Genomic DNA, 21071 nt, shown 5'->3' on the forward strand with positions numbered 1-21071 from the left:
AATGCGTTAATAATGTAGAGGAGGAATCGATATGATCAGATTTATTAGTTCAGAAGAGAAAGAAAAGACAGGCATGCTCTGGAAAAAAGGGGCCATAAAGACCCTGTCAGCAGTGATGCTTGTTAGCCCAATGGTGGCTCTAGTTCCAACTGCCGTACAGGCAATGCCTATAACAGGTGCTGTGCCTACTACCGGTAATGGGACTTACAACTCTCCCTATATCATTACGACCCCTCAAGAGCTGTACTATATGAATACCCTGAGGACCGGATACTATAAGCTTGGAGCGAACATTGATCTCAGCAATTATGAGTGGAGTCCGATCAGCAGTTTCGCAGGAATGCTGGATGGAGCAGGACATTATATTAAAAATTTGAACATTAGTCAATATAACGCGGATGCTGGATTGTTTAGTACCCTTGCAACTGGCGGAGTCGTCCGAAATCTGGGTATTCTGTATGCGAACATTGCTATTCCTTCAGCTGGACAAGTTAACATTAGAGCAGGAATTATAGCTGGAACGAACCAGGGGACTATCCAGAATTCCCATGTGTCCGGTCGGGTTAATATTTCGGGTATTCGTAATTCATATATTAATACTATTACAATGGACGGTGGATTGGTCGGTCTTAATGCACAAGGGGGTATGATTACAAATACTCTTGCACAAGTGGACGTAGCACAATCCGGTAGTTCCTTCTATGATTACGGTAAAGTTGGTGGGCTTGCCGGGAGGAATGATGGGAGTATTTCCAATAGTTATTTTGTAGGAACTGTAGTAGACCAGGTCACTAGCCCCATTGATTACTATAATCCGGGCGGTAGCGTAGGGTTTGGGTCCTCTAGCAGCGTTATTGCGACTTTCTGGGATTCTACAATTGGCGGATCGCTTAATAATGGCGCCGGAGGCACTCCAAAGAGTACAGCAGAGATGAAGAGTCAACAGAACTATTCGGGTTGGGACTTTACTAACGTATGGTCGATTCAAGAGGGTGTTACGTATCCCTTCTTACGCAACTACCAGCCTACCGTCCAAGCGATTCCAGATAAAGCGATTAATATTGCAGATGGATCATACAGCATCGATCTTACCTCCTCATTCACCGATCCTGCGGGCGATCCGTTGACGATTACTGCAGTCTCCAGCAATACAACCGTGCTGACGGCTCAAGTGAGCGGGAATCAGCTATTGCTGACGCCTGTTGCACACGGTACGGTAACGGTAACAGCAAAGGCTGTAAATTCGCAAGGAGCTATTGTTACAGACTCCTTCGTAGTAACGGTAGCATCGGCGGGACTGGTAACAGGCATCGTGCAAGGACCTGGAAATACTCCGATTAGCGGAGCGAGTGTATCGATTGGCGGAATCAGTGACATCACGGATGCGCAGGGTCACTTCACGCTCAGCAACATTCCGCCGGGAAGCCAGACGGTGACTGTAAGCAGCGTGGGCTATAACAATGGAACGGCAGCTGTGACGGTAACGGTTGGACAGAGCGTAAGTGCGGGCACCATAACACTGACGCCAGTGCAGACAACAGGATCTGTAACCGGTGTGATATATGGACCTGGCAATACTCCGATTAGCGGAGCGAGCGTATCGATCGGCGGCATCAGTGATATTACGGATGCGCAGGGTCACTTCACGCTCAGCAACATCCCGCCGGGAAGCCAGACGGTGACTGTAAGCAGCGTGGGCTATAACAATGGAACGGCAGATGTGACGGTAACGGTTGGACAGAGCGTGAGCGCGGGCACCATAACACTGACGCCGGTGCAGACAACAGGATCCGTAACCGGTGGGGTATATGGACCTGGCAATACTCCGATTAGCGGAGCAAGCGTATCGATCGGCGGAATCAGTGATGTTACGGATGCGCAGGGTCAATTCACGCTCAGCAACATCCCGCCGGGAAGCCAGACGGTGACTGTAAGCAGCGTGGGCTATAACAATGGAACGGCAGCTGTGACGGTAACGGTTGGACAGAGCGTAAGTGCGGGCACCATAACACTGACGCCAGTGCAGACAACAGGATCCGTAACGGGCATTGTGCAAGGACTTGGCAATACTCCGATTAGCGGAGCGAGCGTATCGATCGGCGGAATCAGTGATATTACGGATGTGCAGGGTCAATTCACGCTCAGCAACATCCCGCCGGGAAGTCAGACGGTGACCGTAAGTAGTGCGGGTTATAACGACGGATTGGCAACTGTGACGGTAACAGCGGGGCAGAGCGTGAGCGTGGGCACCATTTCACTTACTGCGGTGACGGTAACGCCGCCAACAACACCGCCGACGCCAACACCAACAACACCGCCAACGACACCGCCGACGCCAACACCAACAACGCCGCCAGCGACACCAATACCGACGCCAACACCAACAACGCCGCCAGCGACACCAATACCGACGCCAACACCAACAACGCCGCCAGCGACACCAATACCGACGCCAACACCAACAACGCCGCCAGCGACACCAATACCGACGCCAACACCAACAACGCCGCCAGCGACACCAATACCGACGCCAACACCAACAACGCCGCCAGCGACACCAATACCGACGCCAACACCAACAACGCCGCCAGCGACACCAATACCGACGCCAACACCAACAACGCCGCCAGCGACACCAATACCGACGCCAACACCAACAACGCCGCCAGCGACACCAATACCGACGCCAACACCAACAACGCCGCCAGCGACACCAATACCGACGCCAACACCAACAACGCCGCCAGCGACACCAATACCGACGCCAACACCAACAACGCCGCCAGCGACACCAATACCGACGCCAACACCAACAACGCCGCCAGCGACACCAATACCGACGCCAACACCAACAACGCCGCCAGCGACACCAATACCGACGCCAACACCAACAACGCCGCCAGCGACACCAATACCGACGCCAACACCAACAACGCCGCCAGCGACACCAATACCGACGCCAACACCAACAACGCCGCCAGCGACACCAATACCGACGCCAACACCAACAACGCCGCCAGCGACACCAATACCGACGCCAACACCAACAACGCCGCCAGCGACACCAATACCGACGCCAACACCAACAACACCGCCAACGACACCAATACCGACGCCAACACCAACAACACCGCCAACGACACCAACACCGGCACCGGCAGGAGCTAATGTGTTCAATAGCGGCATTGTCGATACTACCAAGTTAATTTCATTCTTGGAGAATAAAGTGGAACTTGCGAGCCAATCCTCAGCGCCTCTGCAGTTCTCGGATGCGAAAGGTCATTGGGCTGAGCAGACCATCACGGCTTTCGTGAAGCTTGGTGCCATTCAAGGCAATGGAAGTGGAGACTTTGTTCCGAACGGCAATATTACCCGAACCGAGTTCGCGATCATCCTGGCACGAGTGTTTAATATCCAGACCGGAACGGCGGTATCTTCTCCATCTTTCACGGATATTACAGGTCACTGGGGAAGTGATGCAATTCTAAAGCTTGCTCAAGCGGGAGTTGTTAAAGGATATGCAGATTCCACTTTCCGTCCAGATCAATCCATTTCACGCGAAGAGATGGTGGTCATACTGACTCGAATCCTGAATCTGGACTCTATTTCTAAGGACAGCACGAAAGGCGGGTTTACCGACTTGTCCAATTCTTTTGCAGGAAAGGAAATAGAGGTAGCCGCTCAAGTGGGAATGATCAACGGTAAATCCATTGGTAAGTTCGATCCGAAGAGCAGTACCACGCGTGCGGAAGCATTGACGACCATTATGAATGCATTGAGCCTTGACCCGCAAGTGAAGAATCTATTGGATTCCTTGAAATAAATCTGTTTCAACAAAAACAGGTTGTTCATTTTGATAATGGACAGCCTGTTTTTTTATAGTCATTTCAATTTTACATAAGGATTCCCTATCCTATTTATATATTTTGGGCGATTTCATAGTTCGAGTCTTTGCACATGCACATATAGTGTAGCAAGACCTTCAGATTAAAAGGGGGAGTTGCTGTGCCAAGCGTTCCAAGCATTAATAAAGGAGCATGCGTGGGTGTACTGTACAAAGACAATAAAGGTGAGTTAAAGGTTCATAACGGAAAGTTGGCTCAAAAAGAGCCTAGCAACTCTACGAATGTGGTATTAAGACATGTCGGAAATGCAAAAACTATGAAAATTGAAAATTTGTCGATCCCCAGGAAAAACGTATTATCCATCCAAAAGACTCCTGATTATTCCTCCCCATGTAAAGCAAAAGCAGGCTTGATCGAATCAGGGGCTTGTGTGGCTGTAAAATTCAAAACCGGATCCAATACATTCGACGTAAAAAACGGAAAGCTGTTGTACGGTATTCAAAACGATGGTAAGGTCACCTGTCTGATCAATCCTAATAATCCACCGAGTACCATTGTGTACGCTCATTACAATATTACCTCGCAAGGCAACGGCCATCAGAGCTTTGTCCCCCAGGTGGTTACCCGGAAAAATGTAACGGAAGTGAAACGGGTCACACTTTAGCTGTGGAGCAATCTATAAGATACGAATGACAGATATACAAAAAGAGCGAACCTGTAAGTGCAGGTTCGCTCTTTGTATGTTCAAGACTTCTTGTATATGCCGCCTTTTTCCACTTTATCAGTTAGTTGTGAATTTCCTCTTAAGGGAATATGCGAGTTCTTCTAAATCTTTAATTTTATCGTTGACCTGTTGAGAAGAGCTCATTTGATCTTCACTGCTTGCAAACAACTCCTCCATGGAAGCAACATTCTCCTCAATTACGGCCGAGATATTCGTCATGTCCTTAGATATTTCCTGTGAGACTACTTCAATGTTCTGAATGGATTCATTCAGGCCGTTGATAGCTGTCACCAGTTGGCTGATGGTCTGATAGACCAGGTCAAAGTCTGACATGAAATCTTTTGCAGAGGTAACGGACTCCTCCGATGTAAGTTTTCCAATCTCCATTTGTGATACGGAGGTAGTGCTTTCTTCACGTACTTTGTTAAGAATGAGCCTGATTTCTTCGGTTGAATTGTTGCTACGTTGAGCCAGCTTGCGGATTTCACTGGCAACCACGGCAAATCCCTGGCCATGCTCCCCGGCTCTTGCTGCTTCAATGGAAGCATTCAGGGCCAATAGATTGGTCTGGGTAGCTACATCCTGAATTAATGAGATGATCCCTTCAATTTTTTGAGTCGACTCATTCAGGCTTACAATAGTTTCAGTGGCTGCCGTGATCGTATCAGATACGAGGGAAACTTGATCGTACAGGACTCTCGTGTTATTCCGGTTGTTCGCCAAGGCTTGCTCGGTAGCCACAGTCCTTTTTTGCATTTTCGTGGAAGTAAGGGAGGTCTGTTCGATCATCTCCGTAATGGACTGCACGGAATTCTCCATATGGACCAGCGACTCGCTTTGATCATTCAGTCCAGAAGACACCTCTTTGAATGATTGCAGCATCTCCGTATTCACACGAATGTTACTTTGTGATAGCTGTGAGACTGCAGATGAGGTATGGTCGATTTCATCCGAGAGCTGCTTCACCGTATCCAAGAGTGCGGCAACTTCGTTTTGTTTTTTTGATTTCTCCTCTTCTAGCTCTTCAGTGATCTTTTTCTTAGAGAGGATCTGCAGGCTGGTAGCCCCCGCGGTCATAAGCAGGAATACGGCATGAATAAGCATCATTGTAAAAGGATAGTTAGGCGCCCCGAACACCAGCTCCGGGACGATGAGGAATCCAAGGATATGCTGCAGTGCAAACAACACGGTCATGATCAGAATAAGCTTAATATCCTCGTAATAGGCAACAATCGCAATCACCATGAAAATAGAGAAATGAAACTCCACCGTTCCGCCCCCGCCAGCTATCATGGAGAAGCTGCTGAGGGTTATAGCTAAGGTGTTCATTAAGGGGATATATCGGTGCTCGGTATGCTTCCGGTATAAATAAACGCTAATGCCCAGAAAAATGACCGGTAACACCATTAACACATTCAGTGAAAATGCAAAGTCACGGGTGATAGCAAGAGCTTCACCTTCGCCGTGAACCATTAAGAGGTTTAGTAAATGAAATTGCCTATGTAACAGGTGAATCACAAAACTGATAGTAATAGTTGCGGCGGACATCCAGATCATTAATTTGTTTTTTTGCTGAATCATTGTTTATCATCCCTTCATGTGCCTAACGAGTGAGTATGGGCCTAATAAATCATTCAAATTTATATAAAAATATTGGATCCCTCGAATATGTCTATATTCCTATTATCGGTATAGCGGGCTTGAATTTGATGAGCCATTCTTCTCCAATATATGGGCTAATGAAGGGCTAAAGTGCGGAGATAAGAATAACAACTTCATGCAGAGGTATAATTAGATATCAATCAATTTATATATTGACAGTTAGATATCTAACTGTTATATTTCAAATATAAACCAAATCGAATACAGGAGGTAACACAATGGTTACTGCAATTATCAACGCACGTATATTTGATGGCGAGAAAGTGATCAGACCCACAACAATCCTTATCAAAGGCGAACAGATCCTATCGGTGGGCGGGGAAATACCGAAGCATGCAACCATTATTGATGCGGAAGGCGGGACTTTGCTGCCGGGGCTGATTGATGCTCACGTTCACACTTCGGTTGATGGCTTGCGCGACGCACTGAAATTCGGAGTTACAACTGAACTGGAAATGATGGGCGGATTCACAAAAAGCGGCCGTGAGGCGCAATTGAAAGGGATCGACGATATTGCCGACGTACGATCTGCCGGAATGGCGGTCACACCTCCAGGCGGGCACCCCGATGAGCTCATGCCGGGGGACGGGGAAATACCGGATTTTGTACTGAAGGAATTAGAGAAGATGAGTGAGGAAGACCGTAACGCTATGCTGGCCGCCCATGCGCATGATCATGGGGAGGCACCCACAGTAACGAACCGGGATGAGGCACTGGCCTTTGTGGGTGAACAAGTTAAAGGGGGAGCAGATTATATCAAGATTATGATCGAAGAAGGAACGGTGTTAGCTGCACCAGGCCTGCCTGTCTTAAGCCAGGATATTCTAAGAGCAGCTGTAGAGGAAGCGCATCATCATCACAAGATTGCGATTGCCCATGTATTGACTGCTGAATCTGCCCGGCAAGCCATAGAGGTTGGAGTTGAGGGACTTGCCCACTTATTCATTGACCGCCCTGAGACTACTCCGGATCTGGTGACATTGATTGCTGAGGCTGGCGCGTTTGTTACGCCATGTCTGGTCTTGAACTCCTCGATTATCGGTCACACCGCATCGGAATTGGCAAAGGATCCACGTGTGAACTCCAAGCTCAGTCCAGAATGGATCGATACTCTGAATGCCAGCTTCAATACGTATCCGCAAGGCAGCATGGATGACAACTACCGGAATGTAATGGATCTTCATCGTGCAGGTGTAGACATCCTGGTGGGAACGGATGTCTCCGTACCGGTTCCAACGCTGGGCGGACTTGCCCATGGAGTCAGCGTACACCACGAGCTGCAGTTACTAGTAGAAGCGGGATTCACCCCCATAGAAGCCTTACAGTCAGCTACCTCAAAAACAGCCCGCCGTTTCGGCCTGAACGATCGCGGACAGATCGTGGAGGGTGCAAGGGCAGATCTGGTCTTGGTCGAAGGGGACCCGACAGTGAATATCTCGGATACATTATCGATTCGCGGAGTATGGCAGCGCGGTATTCGAAAAACAGCAGAGGCGCATACATCATCGCATTAATGGATACGGCTGCTGGGGAGAACATCCTATTTCTTCTTTACCGTCTCCCCTTCAATTAATACAGGTTGATAATAGGTGCTGTTTCTTAAATCTTTCTTCCCTTGCAGCTTCTTAATTACCCAATCGGCGGCATCACGTCCCATTTGTTCCTGTGGGTGCGTTAGTGTCGTCAATTTGATGTTCGCATTTTTAGCGATATAGGAATTGTCCTGACCAATAATAGAGAGGTCGTCAGGAATAGAGATATCAAGTTGTCTGCATACATGTACGACTTCCAATCCTACCTCGTCGTTATAGCAGACAATCGCGGTTAATCCGCCTCTATTATCAGTTAGGAATTTCTTCAAGTTGGCCGACAGGTCCTGTTTGGTCTCTGTATAGAAGGAAAGTACCTGCTCAGGAAGAAAGCGGAGTTTGGCTTCGCCTAGCGCTTTGATATAACCCTTCATTCGATACTTTCCCTGTAAATCATCCATTTTGGCAATAATCCCGATTTGAGTGTGTCCGTTAGAGATCAATTCTTTGGTAGCCAGGTAGCTGGACTGTACGTCATCGAGACAAAAGAAAGGAACTTCCAGTTCTTCATAATAGGCATTAATCATGATAAATGGAACATCCTGTTCCTTGAACGACAGGTAGTAAGCAATATTAGGGTTGTACAGATTGCTTTTGGTCGGCTCAATGATCAGCCCCTCCACACCGAAGGACAGCATCATCTCCAGCGCTTTCTTTTCTTGTTCGACATCATTATTGGTACTGGCTAATAGCAAAGAATAATTATCTTCATTCAATCTCGATTCAATCCCGCGGATAATAGATGGAAAGATGTAGTCAGAAATATAGGTCGTGATTACACCGATGGTTTTATTATTCGAATTCCCGCCCGTTTTGGAACGGAATTGATTGCTGACATAAGTCCCCGATCCTTTTTCACTTCGCAAGAAACCCTCATTGGATAGTTCCAGAATAGCCTTCCGGACCGTCTGCCGACTAACCTGATACATATCCTGCAAAGCGGATTCCGTTGGAATCTGGTTCCCTATGCTGTATGTACCTGAAAGAATATTGCTTTTTATATCCTCAAGAATAACCTGATACTTTGGTTTCACTGTACGCCTTCTTTCATGGTTGTTCTAATACTAATTTTCCTATCCGTAATAGTTGTATGTACATATTTTAGCATAGTTATAACCATTTTATAATCCCAACGTCATAAATGGATGAATGATTCAGATTTTATAACCGAAAAGCGCGGCTTGACTTGCATATTTGTAAGTATAACTATGAATATCCGTTGACAAATGTACGAACAAAAAATATACTGAAACTGTAAATAAGGGAAAGCGCATTCTTTCTATTATAGCGGTTATAACAGTTGTTCAGAGAGGAGTAACGTGTGCATGGATCAAGACATCAAACAAGCGATACTCAAGGGAGAAACCTCACTTGGGATCGAATTTGGATCCACACGTATCAAGGCAGTGCTGATTGACCATCGGTTCGAGACCATCGCATCTGGAAGTTATGAGTGGGAGAACCTTCTGGTAGACGGGTATTGGACGTACAACTTAGAGAGTATTATCGCAGGTCTGCAAGAGGCTTATAGTGGTATGAAGCAAGAGGTTGAACGGAAATATGGAGTCACCATTCGGACGGTGGGTTCTATTGGATTCTCTGCAATGATGCACGGGTATATGGCTTTTGACAGCGCGGGTGAGCTGCTGGTTCCGTTCCGGACTTGGCGGAATGCAACAACCGGTGCTGCAGCAAAAGAATTAACGGATAGATTTCAATTCAACATTCCTGAGCGCTGGAGTATTGCTCACCTGTATCAAGCTATATTGAACGAAGAAGAACATGTTCCCCGTATTGATTTTATGACCACGCTCTCTGGATACATTCACTGGCTGCTAACTGGAGATAAAGCCATTGGGGTCGGAGACGCTTCGGGCATGTTCCCCATTGATGAGACTACACATGATTACAATGAATCCATGGTTCAGCAGTTTGCTGAACTGGTTGCACCCAGAGCTTACCCGTGGGATCTGAAGGCTATTTTGCCTAAAGTCTACATTTCAGGTCAGCAGGCAGGTGTATTAAGCGAAGCGGGTGCGAAGATCTTAGATAAATCCGAAAATCTGCAACCAGGTATTCCGCTCTGTCCTCCGGAAGGTGATGCAGGAACCGGGATGGTTGCTACGAATAGTGTGAGAAAACGGACGGGCAATGTCTCTGTGGGAACTTCAGTTTTTGCCATGCTTGTACTTGAGAAGGATCTCTCAGCGGTATACCCGGAGATTGATCTGGTAACTACACCGAGTGGGAATCCGGTCGGAATGGTTCATGCCAACAACTGTTCAAGTGATATCAATGCCTGGCTGGGATTGTTCCGTGAATTCTCTGAGGCCATGGGACAAACAGTCGATGCGAGTCAATTATATAGTGTGATGTTCAATAAGGCTCTGGAAGCAGATCCAGACGGTGGCGGGTTGCTAAGCTATGGTTACTTCTCAGGTGAGAATATCACCGGACTTGAGAAAGGCCGGCCCTTGTTTGTCCGCTCTCCTGAGAGCCGGTTCAATCTGGCTAACTTCATGCGAACTCATCTGTTCACGGCTTTTGGTGCGCTGAAGATCGGCATGGATATTTTGACCAAGAAGGAAAATGTCGCGATTGACAGCATTCTGGCTCACGGTGGTCTATTCAAGACGCCTATTGTCGGCCAAAAGATCATTGCGGCTGCTATGAATGTTCCGGTATCAGTAATGGATACAGCTGGAGAAGGCGGGGCGTGGGGCATGGCTATTCTGGCTTCGTACATGACAAGCAAGGGTCAGGAAGAAAGTCTGGACGATTTCCTCGACCAACAAGTATTTAAGGATGTTCAGGGACAGAAAATTTATCCTGACGGTTCTGACGTTAGAGGATTTGAAGTATTTATGGAGCGCTACACTCAAGGTCTGGCGATTGAGCAGGCTGCTGTAGATAATCTGGTGGAGAACTGGAGGAATTGATGTGTTAGAGCAACTCAAGGAAGAAGTATATCAAGCCAATCTGGAACTGCCTAAACATGGACTCGTGAAATACACCTGGGGTAACGTAAGCGCTGTGGATCGGGAAAGCCGCTTATTCGTTATCAAACCCAGTGGTGTTAGTTATGACACGATGAAGGCTAGCGATATGGTGGTTGTGGACTTTGACGGCAATGTGGTTGAAGGAGAGATGAGACCTTCATCCGATACACCGACTCATGCAGTACTGTATAAGCATTACGCAGAGATTGGCGGCATTGTGCATACGCATTCGACTTGGGCGACCATTTGGGCTCAGGCGGGTCTGGACGTACCTGTAATGGGGACCACTCATGCCGATACCTTCTATGGTTCAGTTCCCTGTGCCCGTTTCTTGACACAAGAGGAGATTGACCGTGGTTACGAAGCGGAAACCGGCCGTGTTATCATCGAAACGTTTGAACAGCGCGGACTGGATGTTATGGCGGTGCCTGGTGTTCTGCTTAAGGGTCACGCTCCGTTCACCTGGGGCAAAGATGCGAAATCCGCAGTAACGAATGCCGTCGTGCTCGAAGAAGTCTCCAAAATGAATTTGTTCGCACGCCAGCTGAATAGTTTTGCTGAAGAATTGCCGCAGCGTATTCTGGATAAACACTATTTACGCAAACACGGGAAAGATGCGTACTACGGCCAAAAGTAATACAAACTAACCAGTGAAGAAAAGAGGATGAATATAATGGCAACAGCAAGTGCAAAAGAGTTCTGGTTCGTCGTGGGTTCGCAACATCTGTACGGTGAAGAAGCCTTAGCAGAAGTGAAAGCAAATGCACAAGTAATGACCGATGCCCTGAATAAGAGCGGCGTTCTGCCTTACCCGCTTGTACTTCAGGATCTAGCCGTTACTGCAGACAAAATCACCACCCTCATGAAAGAAGTTAACTATCGTGACGAGGTTGCCGGTGTCATCACTTGGATGCATACCTTCTCCCCTGCAAAAATGTGGATTCGCGGTACTAAAATGCTGCAGAAGCCTTTGCTCCATCTGGCTACACAGTTCAATGAGAGCATTCCTTGGGCAACCATTGATATGGACTTCATGAACCTTAACCAGGCCGCACATGGTGACCGTGAATATGGATTTATCAATGCCCGGCTGAAAAAACAGAATAAAGTGGTCGTAGGTTACTGGGGACGCGCTGAAGTTCAGAAGCAAATTGCAGAGTGGATGGATGTAGCGGTTGCCTATAACGAAAGTTTCACAATCAAAGTAGCCCGCTTTGGCGACAATATGCGTAACGTTGGCGTTACCGAAGGCGATAAGGTTGAAGCCCAGATTCAATTTGGCTGGACCGTTGACTACTTTGGAATTGGTGACCTTGTCGGATACGTAAATGCTGTGAAGGAAGAAGAGATTGATGCTTTGTTCGCGGAATACGCCGAACTCTATGACTTTGAATATGGTTCTTACAGCAAGGAAGCTTGGGAAGCCAGTGTAAGAGTGCAAGCAAGCTATGAAATTGCCATTAAACGTTTCCTGGATAATGGCGGATACACTGCTTTTACTACGAACTTCGAAGATCTCTATGGTATGAAACAGCTTCCTGGTCTTGCCGTTCAACGTTTGATGGCCCAAGGGTATGGATTCGCTGGCGAAGGAGACTGGAAGACTGCAGCGCTGGATCGTCTGCTGAAAGTAATGAGCCACAACCAAAACACCGGTTTCATGGAAGATTATACTTATGAGCTGGCTGCAGGTCAGGAATCGATCCTTCAATCCCATATGCTTGAAGTTGACCCGACGCTGGCAAGCAACAAGCCCAAAGTCCTCGTATCTCCGCTCGGTATTGGTGACCGTGAAGATCCGGCCCGTCTGGTATTTGACGGCAAGGCAGGAGACGGTGTGGTTGTATCCATGGCTGACTTCGGTACACATTACAAACTGCTGATCAATGAGGTTACTGCATTTGAACCTACAGTTCCTGCTCCTAATCTTCCAGTGGCCCGTGTACTATGGAATGTGAAGCCTAACTTCCAAGACGGAGTTAAAGCATGGATTGAGAACGGCGGCGGCCACCATACGGTGGTATCCTTGAATCTAACTACAGACCAGATTGTTACTTATGCCAAACTGGTAAATCTGGAATACGTAATTATTAAATAATTCGGAGATAATCATCTATAAAAGCATTGGGTCCAACTGGACCCAATGCTTTTTTTGTCCCCCAGGCATGCTAGGCATCTCTCTAAGGTTTATCTAGTCAAAGTGTGAATCACTGGTAAGGTTTCAAGCTGAGCTCCAGCAGTTGGATGACAGTCTCCTGCAGCTGGGACGGCTCCGCGACCTTCACCTCGGGTCCGAACTTCAGCAGCCCTCTCGCCGTATAAGGGAATTCATCTACAGGGACGCTGCCCTCCCAAAGATAGGCATACTCAGACGGGAGCTCTGCCTGCTGCAGAGAGTGATACATTGGGTCGGATTCTGCGAGCCGGGCGCCAAAGGCGGTAAACCACAGCTTAACCTCCAATCGCGGCCGCTCATCGGTAGCCTTCAGCCACTCCTGCAGATTTGGAACGGAGAGATCAAGTTGTTCCAGCACCTCCAACTCCAGAATGCGATCGGCGCGGTACAGGATCATGCGGTCGCCCTTCTTAGCGGGCATATACCAATAGCCGTTCTCCAAGTAAATGCCGATAGGTGTTGCTTGTACGTTCTTCGTTCCGCTCCGTGAGCGGTAGGTGAATGTTATTGGCTTCTTGGCAATGGCCGCTTGCAGAATCGCTGTTGTACATGGCGCGGCCTGTGCAGGCTGCTGCTGGATGACGGCAATGTGGCTGCGCATCCGGTCGATCGAATCCTTCACATCAGGAGGCAGACTGGCATAGTATTGCTCGGCCAGGTGAGTCCGGAATGAGTCGTAGGGGAAGCTCTGGATTTGCTCCATGACCTGAAGCATCAGGAAGAGGCCGAATGCTTCATTAGGCGTGAGCCGTAGCGGCGGCAGAATCCGGTTAGGCAAAGCCCGGTAACCGCCATGGGCACCTACTTCGGCATATAAGGGGAAGCCAATCTGCTGTAAATAGTCGAGATCACGCTGGATCGTGCGCAGGGACACCCCAAAGCGTTCGGCTAACTCACGGGCAGTGAATTTTTTACGGGAGTCGATCATTTGCATCATAGCCAGTCGCCGGTCGTTCATTTGTACGCACCTCATTTAATTACGACGTATGTTGTCATAATTCAAGTGTATCATGAAAGTATGAGAGGAGCGATGAACAATGAGTAAAGTCGTGCTGTATGTTGCCATGAGTCTGGACGGATATATTGGTGTCGCTAAAGTATGAAGTCATCAAGTAAGTAGGCCAGGCAGCAACACGGTCTTTCCGGAATCTGATCTATGTGAAAAAGAATTAAAATGCTACTGACATAACGTTGTCAGTAGCGTTTTTGTATAGTCATAGTAGAACATCAATAAAGGAGCTGTTATAAAGTATGAATACTATAGAAGCATTATTGCGGTTTGAAGAAACGGCCAATTACTATCTCCATGAACTGGAGGATTTCAGCATGGAGCAGTTGAGACGTCAGCCAAGTGAAGGCGAGTGGTCGCTTGGGCAAATGTATGTGCATCTGATTCAATCCGCTCTTTATATGCAGCTTCGTAATATTGATCAATGTCTGGAGCGGGGCGAGGATTCTGTTGCCCCTGTAGCGGAGAAAACAAGCGACGGTATAGCGATATTTGCCCAAGGAAGCTTTCCGCCAATACGGGTTCATGTTCCGCCTTCCCCACAGTATACCCCGGTGCAACCAGAGAACAAGGAACAGCTGATTCAGGGATTACATACCGTGATTGGCCGGATGCAAGAAATCTTACCCAAGCTCGAAACGGCACCCATGCAGAATACGGTCCCTCATCCGCGATTCGGTCCATTACACGCAAAAGAATGGTATTTGCTTATTGAAATGCACTATCGTCATCATCTTCTGCAGATGGACCGGTTAAAAACATTTTTAGAGTGCAATGTATAGCATGAACAAGGAGGGGATAGAAATCCAATCAACGGATATAGTGAGCGGGCAAAACCGCTGCTGGATCGGTGTTGTCTCCGCTTCTCATGTGAAGCGGGGGGTGCTGGGGGGATTCGCCCAGCTCAACCATGGCAAGGCAGCACCTTTGCGGCGGATGAGCTGTGGCGACTGGCTGATCTACTATTCTCCACGAACGGATATGGCAAAGGGGGAGACGCTTCAAGCCTTCACTGCTATTGGACAGGTTGAAGATGACAGTGTCTATCCCTATCAGATGTCTGAAACCTTTGTACCCTTCCGACGGAATATCCGCTATTTGCCGTGCCGGGAAGTGAAGATTGCGAATCTATTGAACCAGCTTAGCTTTACACGCGGGAATCAGAACTGGGGATATAGCTTCCGTTATGGTCATTTCGAGATCAGCCCGGAGGATTTCCAGACGATTGCGGGTGCTATGCTGGATACCACAAGCGAATAAGCAGATGGGGTCCAGTCTTAGAATCATAGGTCATAAAACAATCAAAGAAACGGCTGGATCAGGGGAATCTGATCCAGCCGTTTCTTTATCCTCTAACGGAGTTAAGGAGGTAATACTGATACTCAGAAGTTACCTCAAATCCAGCATTACGATACAGATGTAAGGCCCGTTCATTTTCCGTGACGACACTTAAGCGAATATGCGGGATGGATTGGTGGAATAACTGTTCAACCGCAAGCATCAGGACTTGCTGGCCAAGCCCCTTGCCTTGATGGGAAGGTAGAATGCAAAAATCATGAATAAAAGCCGTGACTGTATTCACATGGTTTACCCGGATTAGGCCGACTCGAATGTTCTCTGCCCAGGCAACAAAGGTGGCGCGGCTAGGCTCATTCGTCTGGCTGAAATAATCCCGTGTCCAAATTTCGGATTCGCCGAAAGCCTGCGATGAGCAAGCCACCATAAATTCAAAATCCTGCGGTAACGCGGGGATTAGGCACACCCCGGATGGATCCGGGCTTGGCAGTACGGTATTGCTGAATGTCATCGCGTACTCTGAACGGTCAAATATAGCGCCCATAGTCAGGGCGGCTTTTGTTCCAGCCAATGAACCTTGGGGGATCCGGAAGCTGAGCCTTTGTATGCCTAGAGGTTCGATATCTTTTACAGCCCGTTGTAATAAACTGCGGAAAACGCCTTGGCGGCGATGCTCCGGATGTACCATCGCATGGATTTGTGCAGTATTGCCATCCGTAACATGCCAACTGAGAAGACCGGTTAAGTGTTCACCGTGATAGTAGAGCAGGGCATGATCGCCGTCTTTTTTGGTGAGATGTTCGATGCCGGTTTTAATATGGATAGGCTCAAATTGATTGCACTTCTGCTCAAGACGTATGATCGCTGCAAGTTGTTCTTGGGAATGATAGAGCATTGGAATGATTCTGTTCGTGGACATGTTTCAAATATAACACACCTCCTCCCCAAGCTTAAGGGCTTCACTATGTTTGTATAAAAAACTAGATAAATATTAAAATTTATGGGTAATAGTGATACACTAAGATCAGGTCATTATTGATCCAGAAAAGGTGTGTGACGAAGTCGCGCCCTAGCCTGTTATAGCGCCTAAGCAGGAGCGCCTGAATCTTCCTGCAAATCGTAGGTTAGAAGGACGGTAAACATGAGCAACCAACAAACAAAAACAGATGTTATTTTAATTGGTGCCGGAATCATGAGTGCGACGTTAGGTTCAATGCTGAAAGAATTAGCGCCGGACTGGTCCATAACCGTATTTGAGCGGCTGGCAGGCGCAGGTGAAGAGAGCTCTAACGAATGGAATAATGCGGGAACAGGGCATTCTTCACTGTGCGAGTTGAATTACACCGTAGAGGAGCCGGATGGATCGATCGATATCAGCAAAGCTATAAAGGTAAATGAAGAGTATCAGTTCTCCAAGCAATTCTGGTCTTATCTTGTAAATAGCAAACGGATACACAACCCGCGGGATTTCATTGTGGCTGTGCCGCATATGAGCTTTGTCCAAGGGAAAACCGATGTTGCTTTTTTGAAAAAAAGATATGAAGCGCTTTCGAAAAATCCGCTGTTCCAGGGGATGGAATTCTCCGATGACCCGGATCAGCTGATGAATTGGATTCCGCTAATGATGAAAGACAGAACAGTAACACAACCTATAGCGGCAACCCGGATCGAATCAGGTACAGATGTGAACTTCGGTGCCTTAACACGCATGTTGTTTGACCACCTGCAGAAGAATCAGACGGAGATCCGGTACAGACATAATGTGGATGATATTACTCGTGCCCGTGACGGGTCATGGGAGTTGAAGGTGCGGAATCTTGGTGACGGGACCACTTCGCATCATTCTGCCAAATTTGTCTTTATCGGCGGCGGGGGAGGAAGCCTGCACTTGCTGCAGAAGTCCGGCATCCCGGAAGGGAAAGGAATTGGTGGATTTCCGGTGAGCGGACTGTTCATGGTGTGCCAGAAGCCGGACATTGTAGCGAAGCATCATGCCAAAGTGTACGGAAAAGCTGCGGTAGGAGCTCCCCCAATGTCCGTTCCGCATCTGGACACGAGAGTGATCGATAATAAGGAATCCCTGTTCTTTGGACCGTTTGCAGGCTTCTCGCCAAAGTTCCTCAAAACCGGTTCGATGTTTGACCTGATCACATCTGTTAAGCCGGGTAATCTGACAACGATGCTGGCAGCAGGGGCCAAAAACCTTCAATTGACCAAGTACCTCATTGGACAGGTGATGTTATCGAAGGAGCAGCGGATTGAAGCTTTACGGGAGTTTGTTCCGGACGCCAAGAGTGAGGATTGGGAGTTGGTGGTGGCAGGCCAGCGTGTGCAGATTATTAAGGATACCGCAGCCGGCAAAGGAACACTGCAATTTGGTACAGAAGTGATAAGCAGTGCCGATGGGTCGATAGCAGCACTATTGGGGGCGTCTCCCGGTGCATCTACCGCTGTTTCTGTCATGCTTGAAGTCCTCACCAAATGTTTCCCGCAGCAGATCAAGTCGTGGGAAGCGAAAATAAAAGAGATGGTTCCTTCTTATGGCACCCGCTTATTGGAGAACCCCAAACTGATTCAAGATATTCATACCTTAACAGACCGGTCTCTTGGCCTTACGAATGAAGCGGGCGAATATGAGACACAGACTCATGCATTTACTTCATAGACGATTTCCCGGTATTCTGTATCATTCTTGAATGAGTCAGCGAACACCCGATTCCCAATTCACGCGGAATCGGGTGTTTGCGATGTGAACTTATCGGAACTAGTAATCTCCTTTCATACGATCGTATATCTGCCGATTCAATAGGTTTTTGTTGCTTAACATATACCCAAGCTCCTTCATAGCTTGTGCATAAAATATGAAGAGCTCATTTAAACCGAGTGGCAGATATTGTTATAAGGAGGTATGTTTATGAAAGGAATAATCTTGTGCGCCGGCCGAGGAACTAGACTTCAGCCTTCGACGTATACCAAATCAAAGTGCATGTTACCCGTTAACGGGAAGTATATTCTTGTTTCAATCATTGAGAAACTTGTTGCGGCCGGAATAACCGAGATTGGAATCGTAGTGAACCATTTGCAAGGAGAGATCCGGCAAACGATCGGCGATGGGGAGCGGTGGAATGCTTCGTTAACCTTTCTTCTGCAACAAGAAGCAAAGGGACTGGCGGATGCGGTCAAAAGCGCGCGGTCTTTTGTGGCGGATTCCCCTTTTTTATTGATGCTTGGCGATAATTTGTATGAAGGTGATCTATTGCCATTCATCCGGTCATTGGACGCGGGTAAGGCTGCGGCCTCGATCCTGTTGCAACAGGTTAAGGACCCTAGTCAATTTGGTGTTGCCGTTGTCAATGATGGACAAATTGTCAATCTGGAAGAGAAGCCCTGCAACCCTCAATCCAATCTGGCTATTGTCGGCGCATATGCTATTACTGAAGCTATCTGGCCGGTAATAGATAGACTGATGCCCTCCCCACGTGGAGAATACGAGATGACGGACGCCATCCAGGTGTTAATCTCAGAGGGCAAGCATGTTGCATACAGCATTACGACGGCACCGTTTTTTGATATTGGGACTCACGAACGATGGCTTGAAGCGAACCGATACAAGATGAATCAAGATCCACAGAACTTTATGAACCCATCTGATATTCACATATCTGCTCAGTTGATTCCTCCGGTTAGGATTGATCCGACCGCAAGGGTAACGAACAGTGTTGTTGGACCTTATGTGTATATTGGCCCGAATAGCGTGGTCCAAGATTGCGTTCTAACCAATAGTATTTTAATTGATCAGGTGGAATTGTCCCATGTTCATGCGGAAGGAAGTGTTTTTGGATCATATGTTCATCTGGCTGAACAAGAAATTCAGGAGCGGCCGGCCCGCTATATTCTGGGCGATCGTGCATCCGTCACAAGAGTTCAAGCGGATTCGCAGAACGATTCAAAATAAATTGCAGCTGTACTAGGGAATAGTCCAATCTAGTCATGGGGGGAAACATACACTTAAAGTAGTCGAATGCATCAGGCAACTGTGCAAAAAGATACTTTAAAGGTAGGTGATCCTTGATAATGGTTGATTTGGTTTTAACGATTAACGATAAAGACGGGAGCTATACGGAGCATGCGGGTGTTGTTCTTGCATCAGTTTTTTTCAACACCCAGCAAATGATCAATGTGCACATTGTGCATGATGATTCCCTAAGCGAAGAAAACAAGTTAAAGCTTATTCAATTGGTGGATGCATTTCATCACAACATCTTTTTTTATCATGTTACAATTCCTGAGGATATGCAAGAAGTTGCAGCTGGTGTGCATAAAATCGACTACTGGACAATGGCCAGTATGTACCGTTTGTTGCTTCCGATAATTATTCAGGCTGACAGGGTTATTTATCTCGACTGCGACATTTTAGTTAACATGGATATTAATGAATTATGGAGCATCGACCTGGGAGAACGTTATTTGGGCGCAGTACTGGATCAGGGCGAAAATTTGTTGGAGTACTTCACCTCAATGGGGTTAAGTGCGGAGCTGTATTTTAACTCAGGGGTCATTCTGTTTCATCTGAACAATATCCGTGGTAAAGAGAACTGGTATGGCCAAATGCTTGATTTTCTGCGTAATTTCCCCACGATGACCATGCCTGACCAGGATGTTCTGAATGCTGTTTATAGCTCCAACTATTTGCAAATGGATCAGCGTTTCAATACGTTTGCTCATAGTGAGCTCGATTTAGAGAATAAAATTGTTCATTTCGCCGGGGACAACAAATGGTGGGATATAGATTCACCCAATGCACCGATATACAATAATTACCTTGCCATGACTCCATGGGCTAGAGAGTTCACACCAGTGCCGGTTTCCGAGCCGGCGCCGGCGGATATCCCGGCTGAACCCGCTACAGAATTTCAGCTCCCGGCTGAACCGCCCGCTGCAGAAATTCAGCTTCCAGAAACTACAGTTCTGGATATACCGGTCCCTGAAGTGCCCGCGCCGCCCGCAGATACTCCTGTGAAACGGCACAGACGAAAACGCCGCAGAACGTTGCGGCTAATACGCAGACTGAGAAGAAGAAGAATGATCCGCGCCAGATACCGTTCTATCAAGCGGGCAAGGCTGATTAAGTACCGAAAGAGAAAGGTGCTGCGGCTGAGACGGAAAAAATTACGGCCGGTGAGAAGAAAGAGTAGATATGTGATCAAACAGATCATTCTGAAAAAAAATAGATACACCCGGAAGCGTAAGCGTATCTCATAAAGCAGATTGATGAATATAGTCCTGCAAAAGAAGTAGATCTGCCGGTTACCCGGACAGATCTGCTTCTCTATTTCCTGGGTGTGTATGTTTAGCTTTTGCTTATATTTCTCCTGCGAATCGCCAGAAAGTTGGATTGCTTGCTGAATAAATCGTAAAGCCTTAAGCAATAGCAGTTTTTTACTACATATAATGTGCTCGCTTTCCAATTACGTCGGCATTGGTTTTCTGGAAGCAGAATAACCATCATCATCCAAATTGGCAATGTAGCTGTATTTCGTTTTCTTGACGGTATGCTCCCTGTTTTTTTATAGAATTTCCTAAGCCAGCTTTCATTCCATCACTCCCTTATCTGTATGCATCTATACCCTATTTTAAAATATGTAAAAGGCAGGTAGGGGTAACGGCATATCCACATCAGATTTTATTATACCAACCAGCCGCGGTTTAACTTACAATTTACATGCAGGAATACTCCCTTGAATCGTTGAATATAAACCGGAAGCAAAGGA

15 protein-coding genes are annotated in these 21071 nt (G+C 47.4%); 11 read left to right on the forward strand and 4 right to left on the reverse strand.

The features are described 5' to 3' along the window. Positions 1–31 precede the first annotated feature (31 nt). On the forward strand, positions 32–3823 hold the full coding sequence (locus ACAN54_RS14855) for a carboxypeptidase regulatory-like domain-containing protein (protein ID WP_379156280.1): 3792 nt from the start codon (positions 32–34) through the stop codon (positions 3821–3823). Between the two features lie 182 nt (positions 3824–4005). Beyond that, complete coding sequence (locus ACAN54_RS14860; protein WP_379156283.1) at positions 4006–4509, forward strand: hypothetical protein; 504 nt, start codon at positions 4006–4008, stop codon at positions 4507–4509. 117 nt (positions 4510–4626) lie between these two features. On the opposite strand, the gene ACAN54_RS14865 is transcribed toward ACAN54_RS14860, so the two are convergent. After that, positions 4627–6150, reverse strand: coding sequence for a methyl-accepting chemotaxis protein (locus ACAN54_RS14865; RefSeq protein ID WP_379156286.1), 1524 nt, complete (start codon positions 6148–6150; stop codon positions 4627–4629). Between the two features lie 299 nt (positions 6151–6449). On the opposite strand from ACAN54_RS14865, the gene ACAN54_RS14870 reads away from it, so the two are divergent. Further along, on the forward strand, positions 6450–7745 hold the full coding sequence (locus ACAN54_RS14870) for an amidohydrolase family protein (protein ID WP_379156289.1): 1296 nt from the start codon (positions 6450–6452) through the stop codon (positions 7743–7745). 26 nt (positions 7746–7771) lie between these two features. On the opposite strand, the gene ACAN54_RS14875 is transcribed toward ACAN54_RS14870, so the two are convergent. After that, a complete protein-coding gene (locus ACAN54_RS14875) occupies positions 7772–8854 on the reverse strand; it encodes a GntR family transcriptional regulator (RefSeq protein WP_379156293.1) in 1083 nt (360 codons plus the stop codon). 291 nt (positions 8855–9145) lie between these two features. Here ACAN54_RS14875 and ACAN54_RS14880 point away from each other — a divergent pair, with 291 nt between their 5' ends. From ACAN54_RS14880 to araA, 3 genes are read left to right on the forward strand one after another with little or no spacing between them, the layout of a single operon-like run. Then, complete coding sequence (locus ACAN54_RS14880) at positions 9146–10759, forward strand: xylulokinase (protein ID WP_379156296.1); 1614 nt, start codon at positions 9146–9148, stop codon at positions 10757–10759. A 1-nt stretch (position 10760) separates the two neighbouring features. Continuing rightward, on the forward strand, positions 10761–11456 hold the full coding sequence (locus ACAN54_RS14885) for an L-ribulose-5-phosphate 4-epimerase (protein WP_379156299.1): 696 nt from the start codon (positions 10761–10763) through the stop codon (positions 11454–11456). Between the two features lie 36 nt (positions 11457–11492). Then, positions 11493–12917 (forward strand): L-arabinose isomerase, encoded by a 1425-nt coding sequence (araA, locus tag ACAN54_RS14890; RefSeq protein ID WP_379156303.1) that lies wholly within the window; start codon positions 11493–11495, stop codon positions 12915–12917. A gap of 109 nt (positions 12918–13026) precedes the next feature. Here the strand turns inward: araA and ACAN54_RS14895 are convergent, their stop codons facing one another. Beyond that, the gene (locus ACAN54_RS14895; RefSeq protein ID WP_379156306.1) at positions 13027–13953 is read right to left on the reverse strand and encodes a helix-turn-helix transcriptional regulator; all 927 of its coding nucleotides are present in this window, start codon (positions 13951–13953) and stop codon (positions 13027–13029) included. A 293-nt stretch (positions 13954–14246) separates the two neighbouring features. Here ACAN54_RS14895 and ACAN54_RS14900 point away from each other — a divergent pair, with 293 nt between their 5' ends. Together ACAN54_RS14900 and ACAN54_RS14905 are read left to right on the forward strand one after the other, a co-directional pair. Continuing rightward, entirely contained in the window at positions 14247–14786 is a 540-nt protein-coding gene (locus ACAN54_RS14900) for a DinB family protein (RefSeq protein WP_379156309.1), read from the forward strand. Positions 14787–14826: 40 nt separating this feature from the next. Further along, entirely contained in the window at positions 14827–15264 is a 438-nt protein-coding gene (locus tag ACAN54_RS14905) for an EVE domain-containing protein (RefSeq protein WP_379156312.1), read from the forward strand. 85 nt (positions 15265–15349) lie between these two features. On the opposite strand, the gene ACAN54_RS14910 is transcribed toward ACAN54_RS14905, so the two are convergent. Continuing rightward, positions 15350–16219, reverse strand: coding sequence for a GNAT family N-acetyltransferase (locus ACAN54_RS14910; RefSeq protein ID WP_379156315.1), 870 nt, complete (start codon positions 16217–16219; stop codon positions 15350–15352). A 222-nt stretch (positions 16220–16441) separates the two neighbouring features. Here ACAN54_RS14910 and ACAN54_RS14915 point away from each other — a divergent pair, with 222 nt between their 5' ends. The 3 genes from ACAN54_RS14915 to ACAN54_RS14925 all read left to right on the forward strand — a co-directional run bounded on the left by ACAN54_RS14915 (position 16442) and on the right by ACAN54_RS14925 (position 20562). Beyond that, positions 16442–17965, forward strand: coding sequence for a malate:quinone oxidoreductase (locus ACAN54_RS14915; RefSeq protein WP_379156318.1), 1524 nt, complete (start codon positions 16442–16444; stop codon positions 17963–17965). Between the two features lie 249 nt (positions 17966–18214). Further along, positions 18215–19255 (forward strand): sugar phosphate nucleotidyltransferase, encoded by a 1041-nt coding sequence (locus ACAN54_RS14920; protein WP_379156322.1) that lies wholly within the window; start codon positions 18215–18217, stop codon positions 19253–19255. A 119-nt stretch (positions 19256–19374) separates the two neighbouring features. Continuing rightward, entirely contained in the window at positions 19375–20562 is a 1188-nt protein-coding gene (locus ACAN54_RS14925) for a glycosyltransferase family 8 protein (RefSeq protein ID WP_379156325.1), read from the forward strand. The last annotated feature ends 509 nt before the right edge of the window (positions 20563–21071 follow it).

It is taken from the genome of Paenibacillus diazotrophicus, assembly GCF_042610465.1.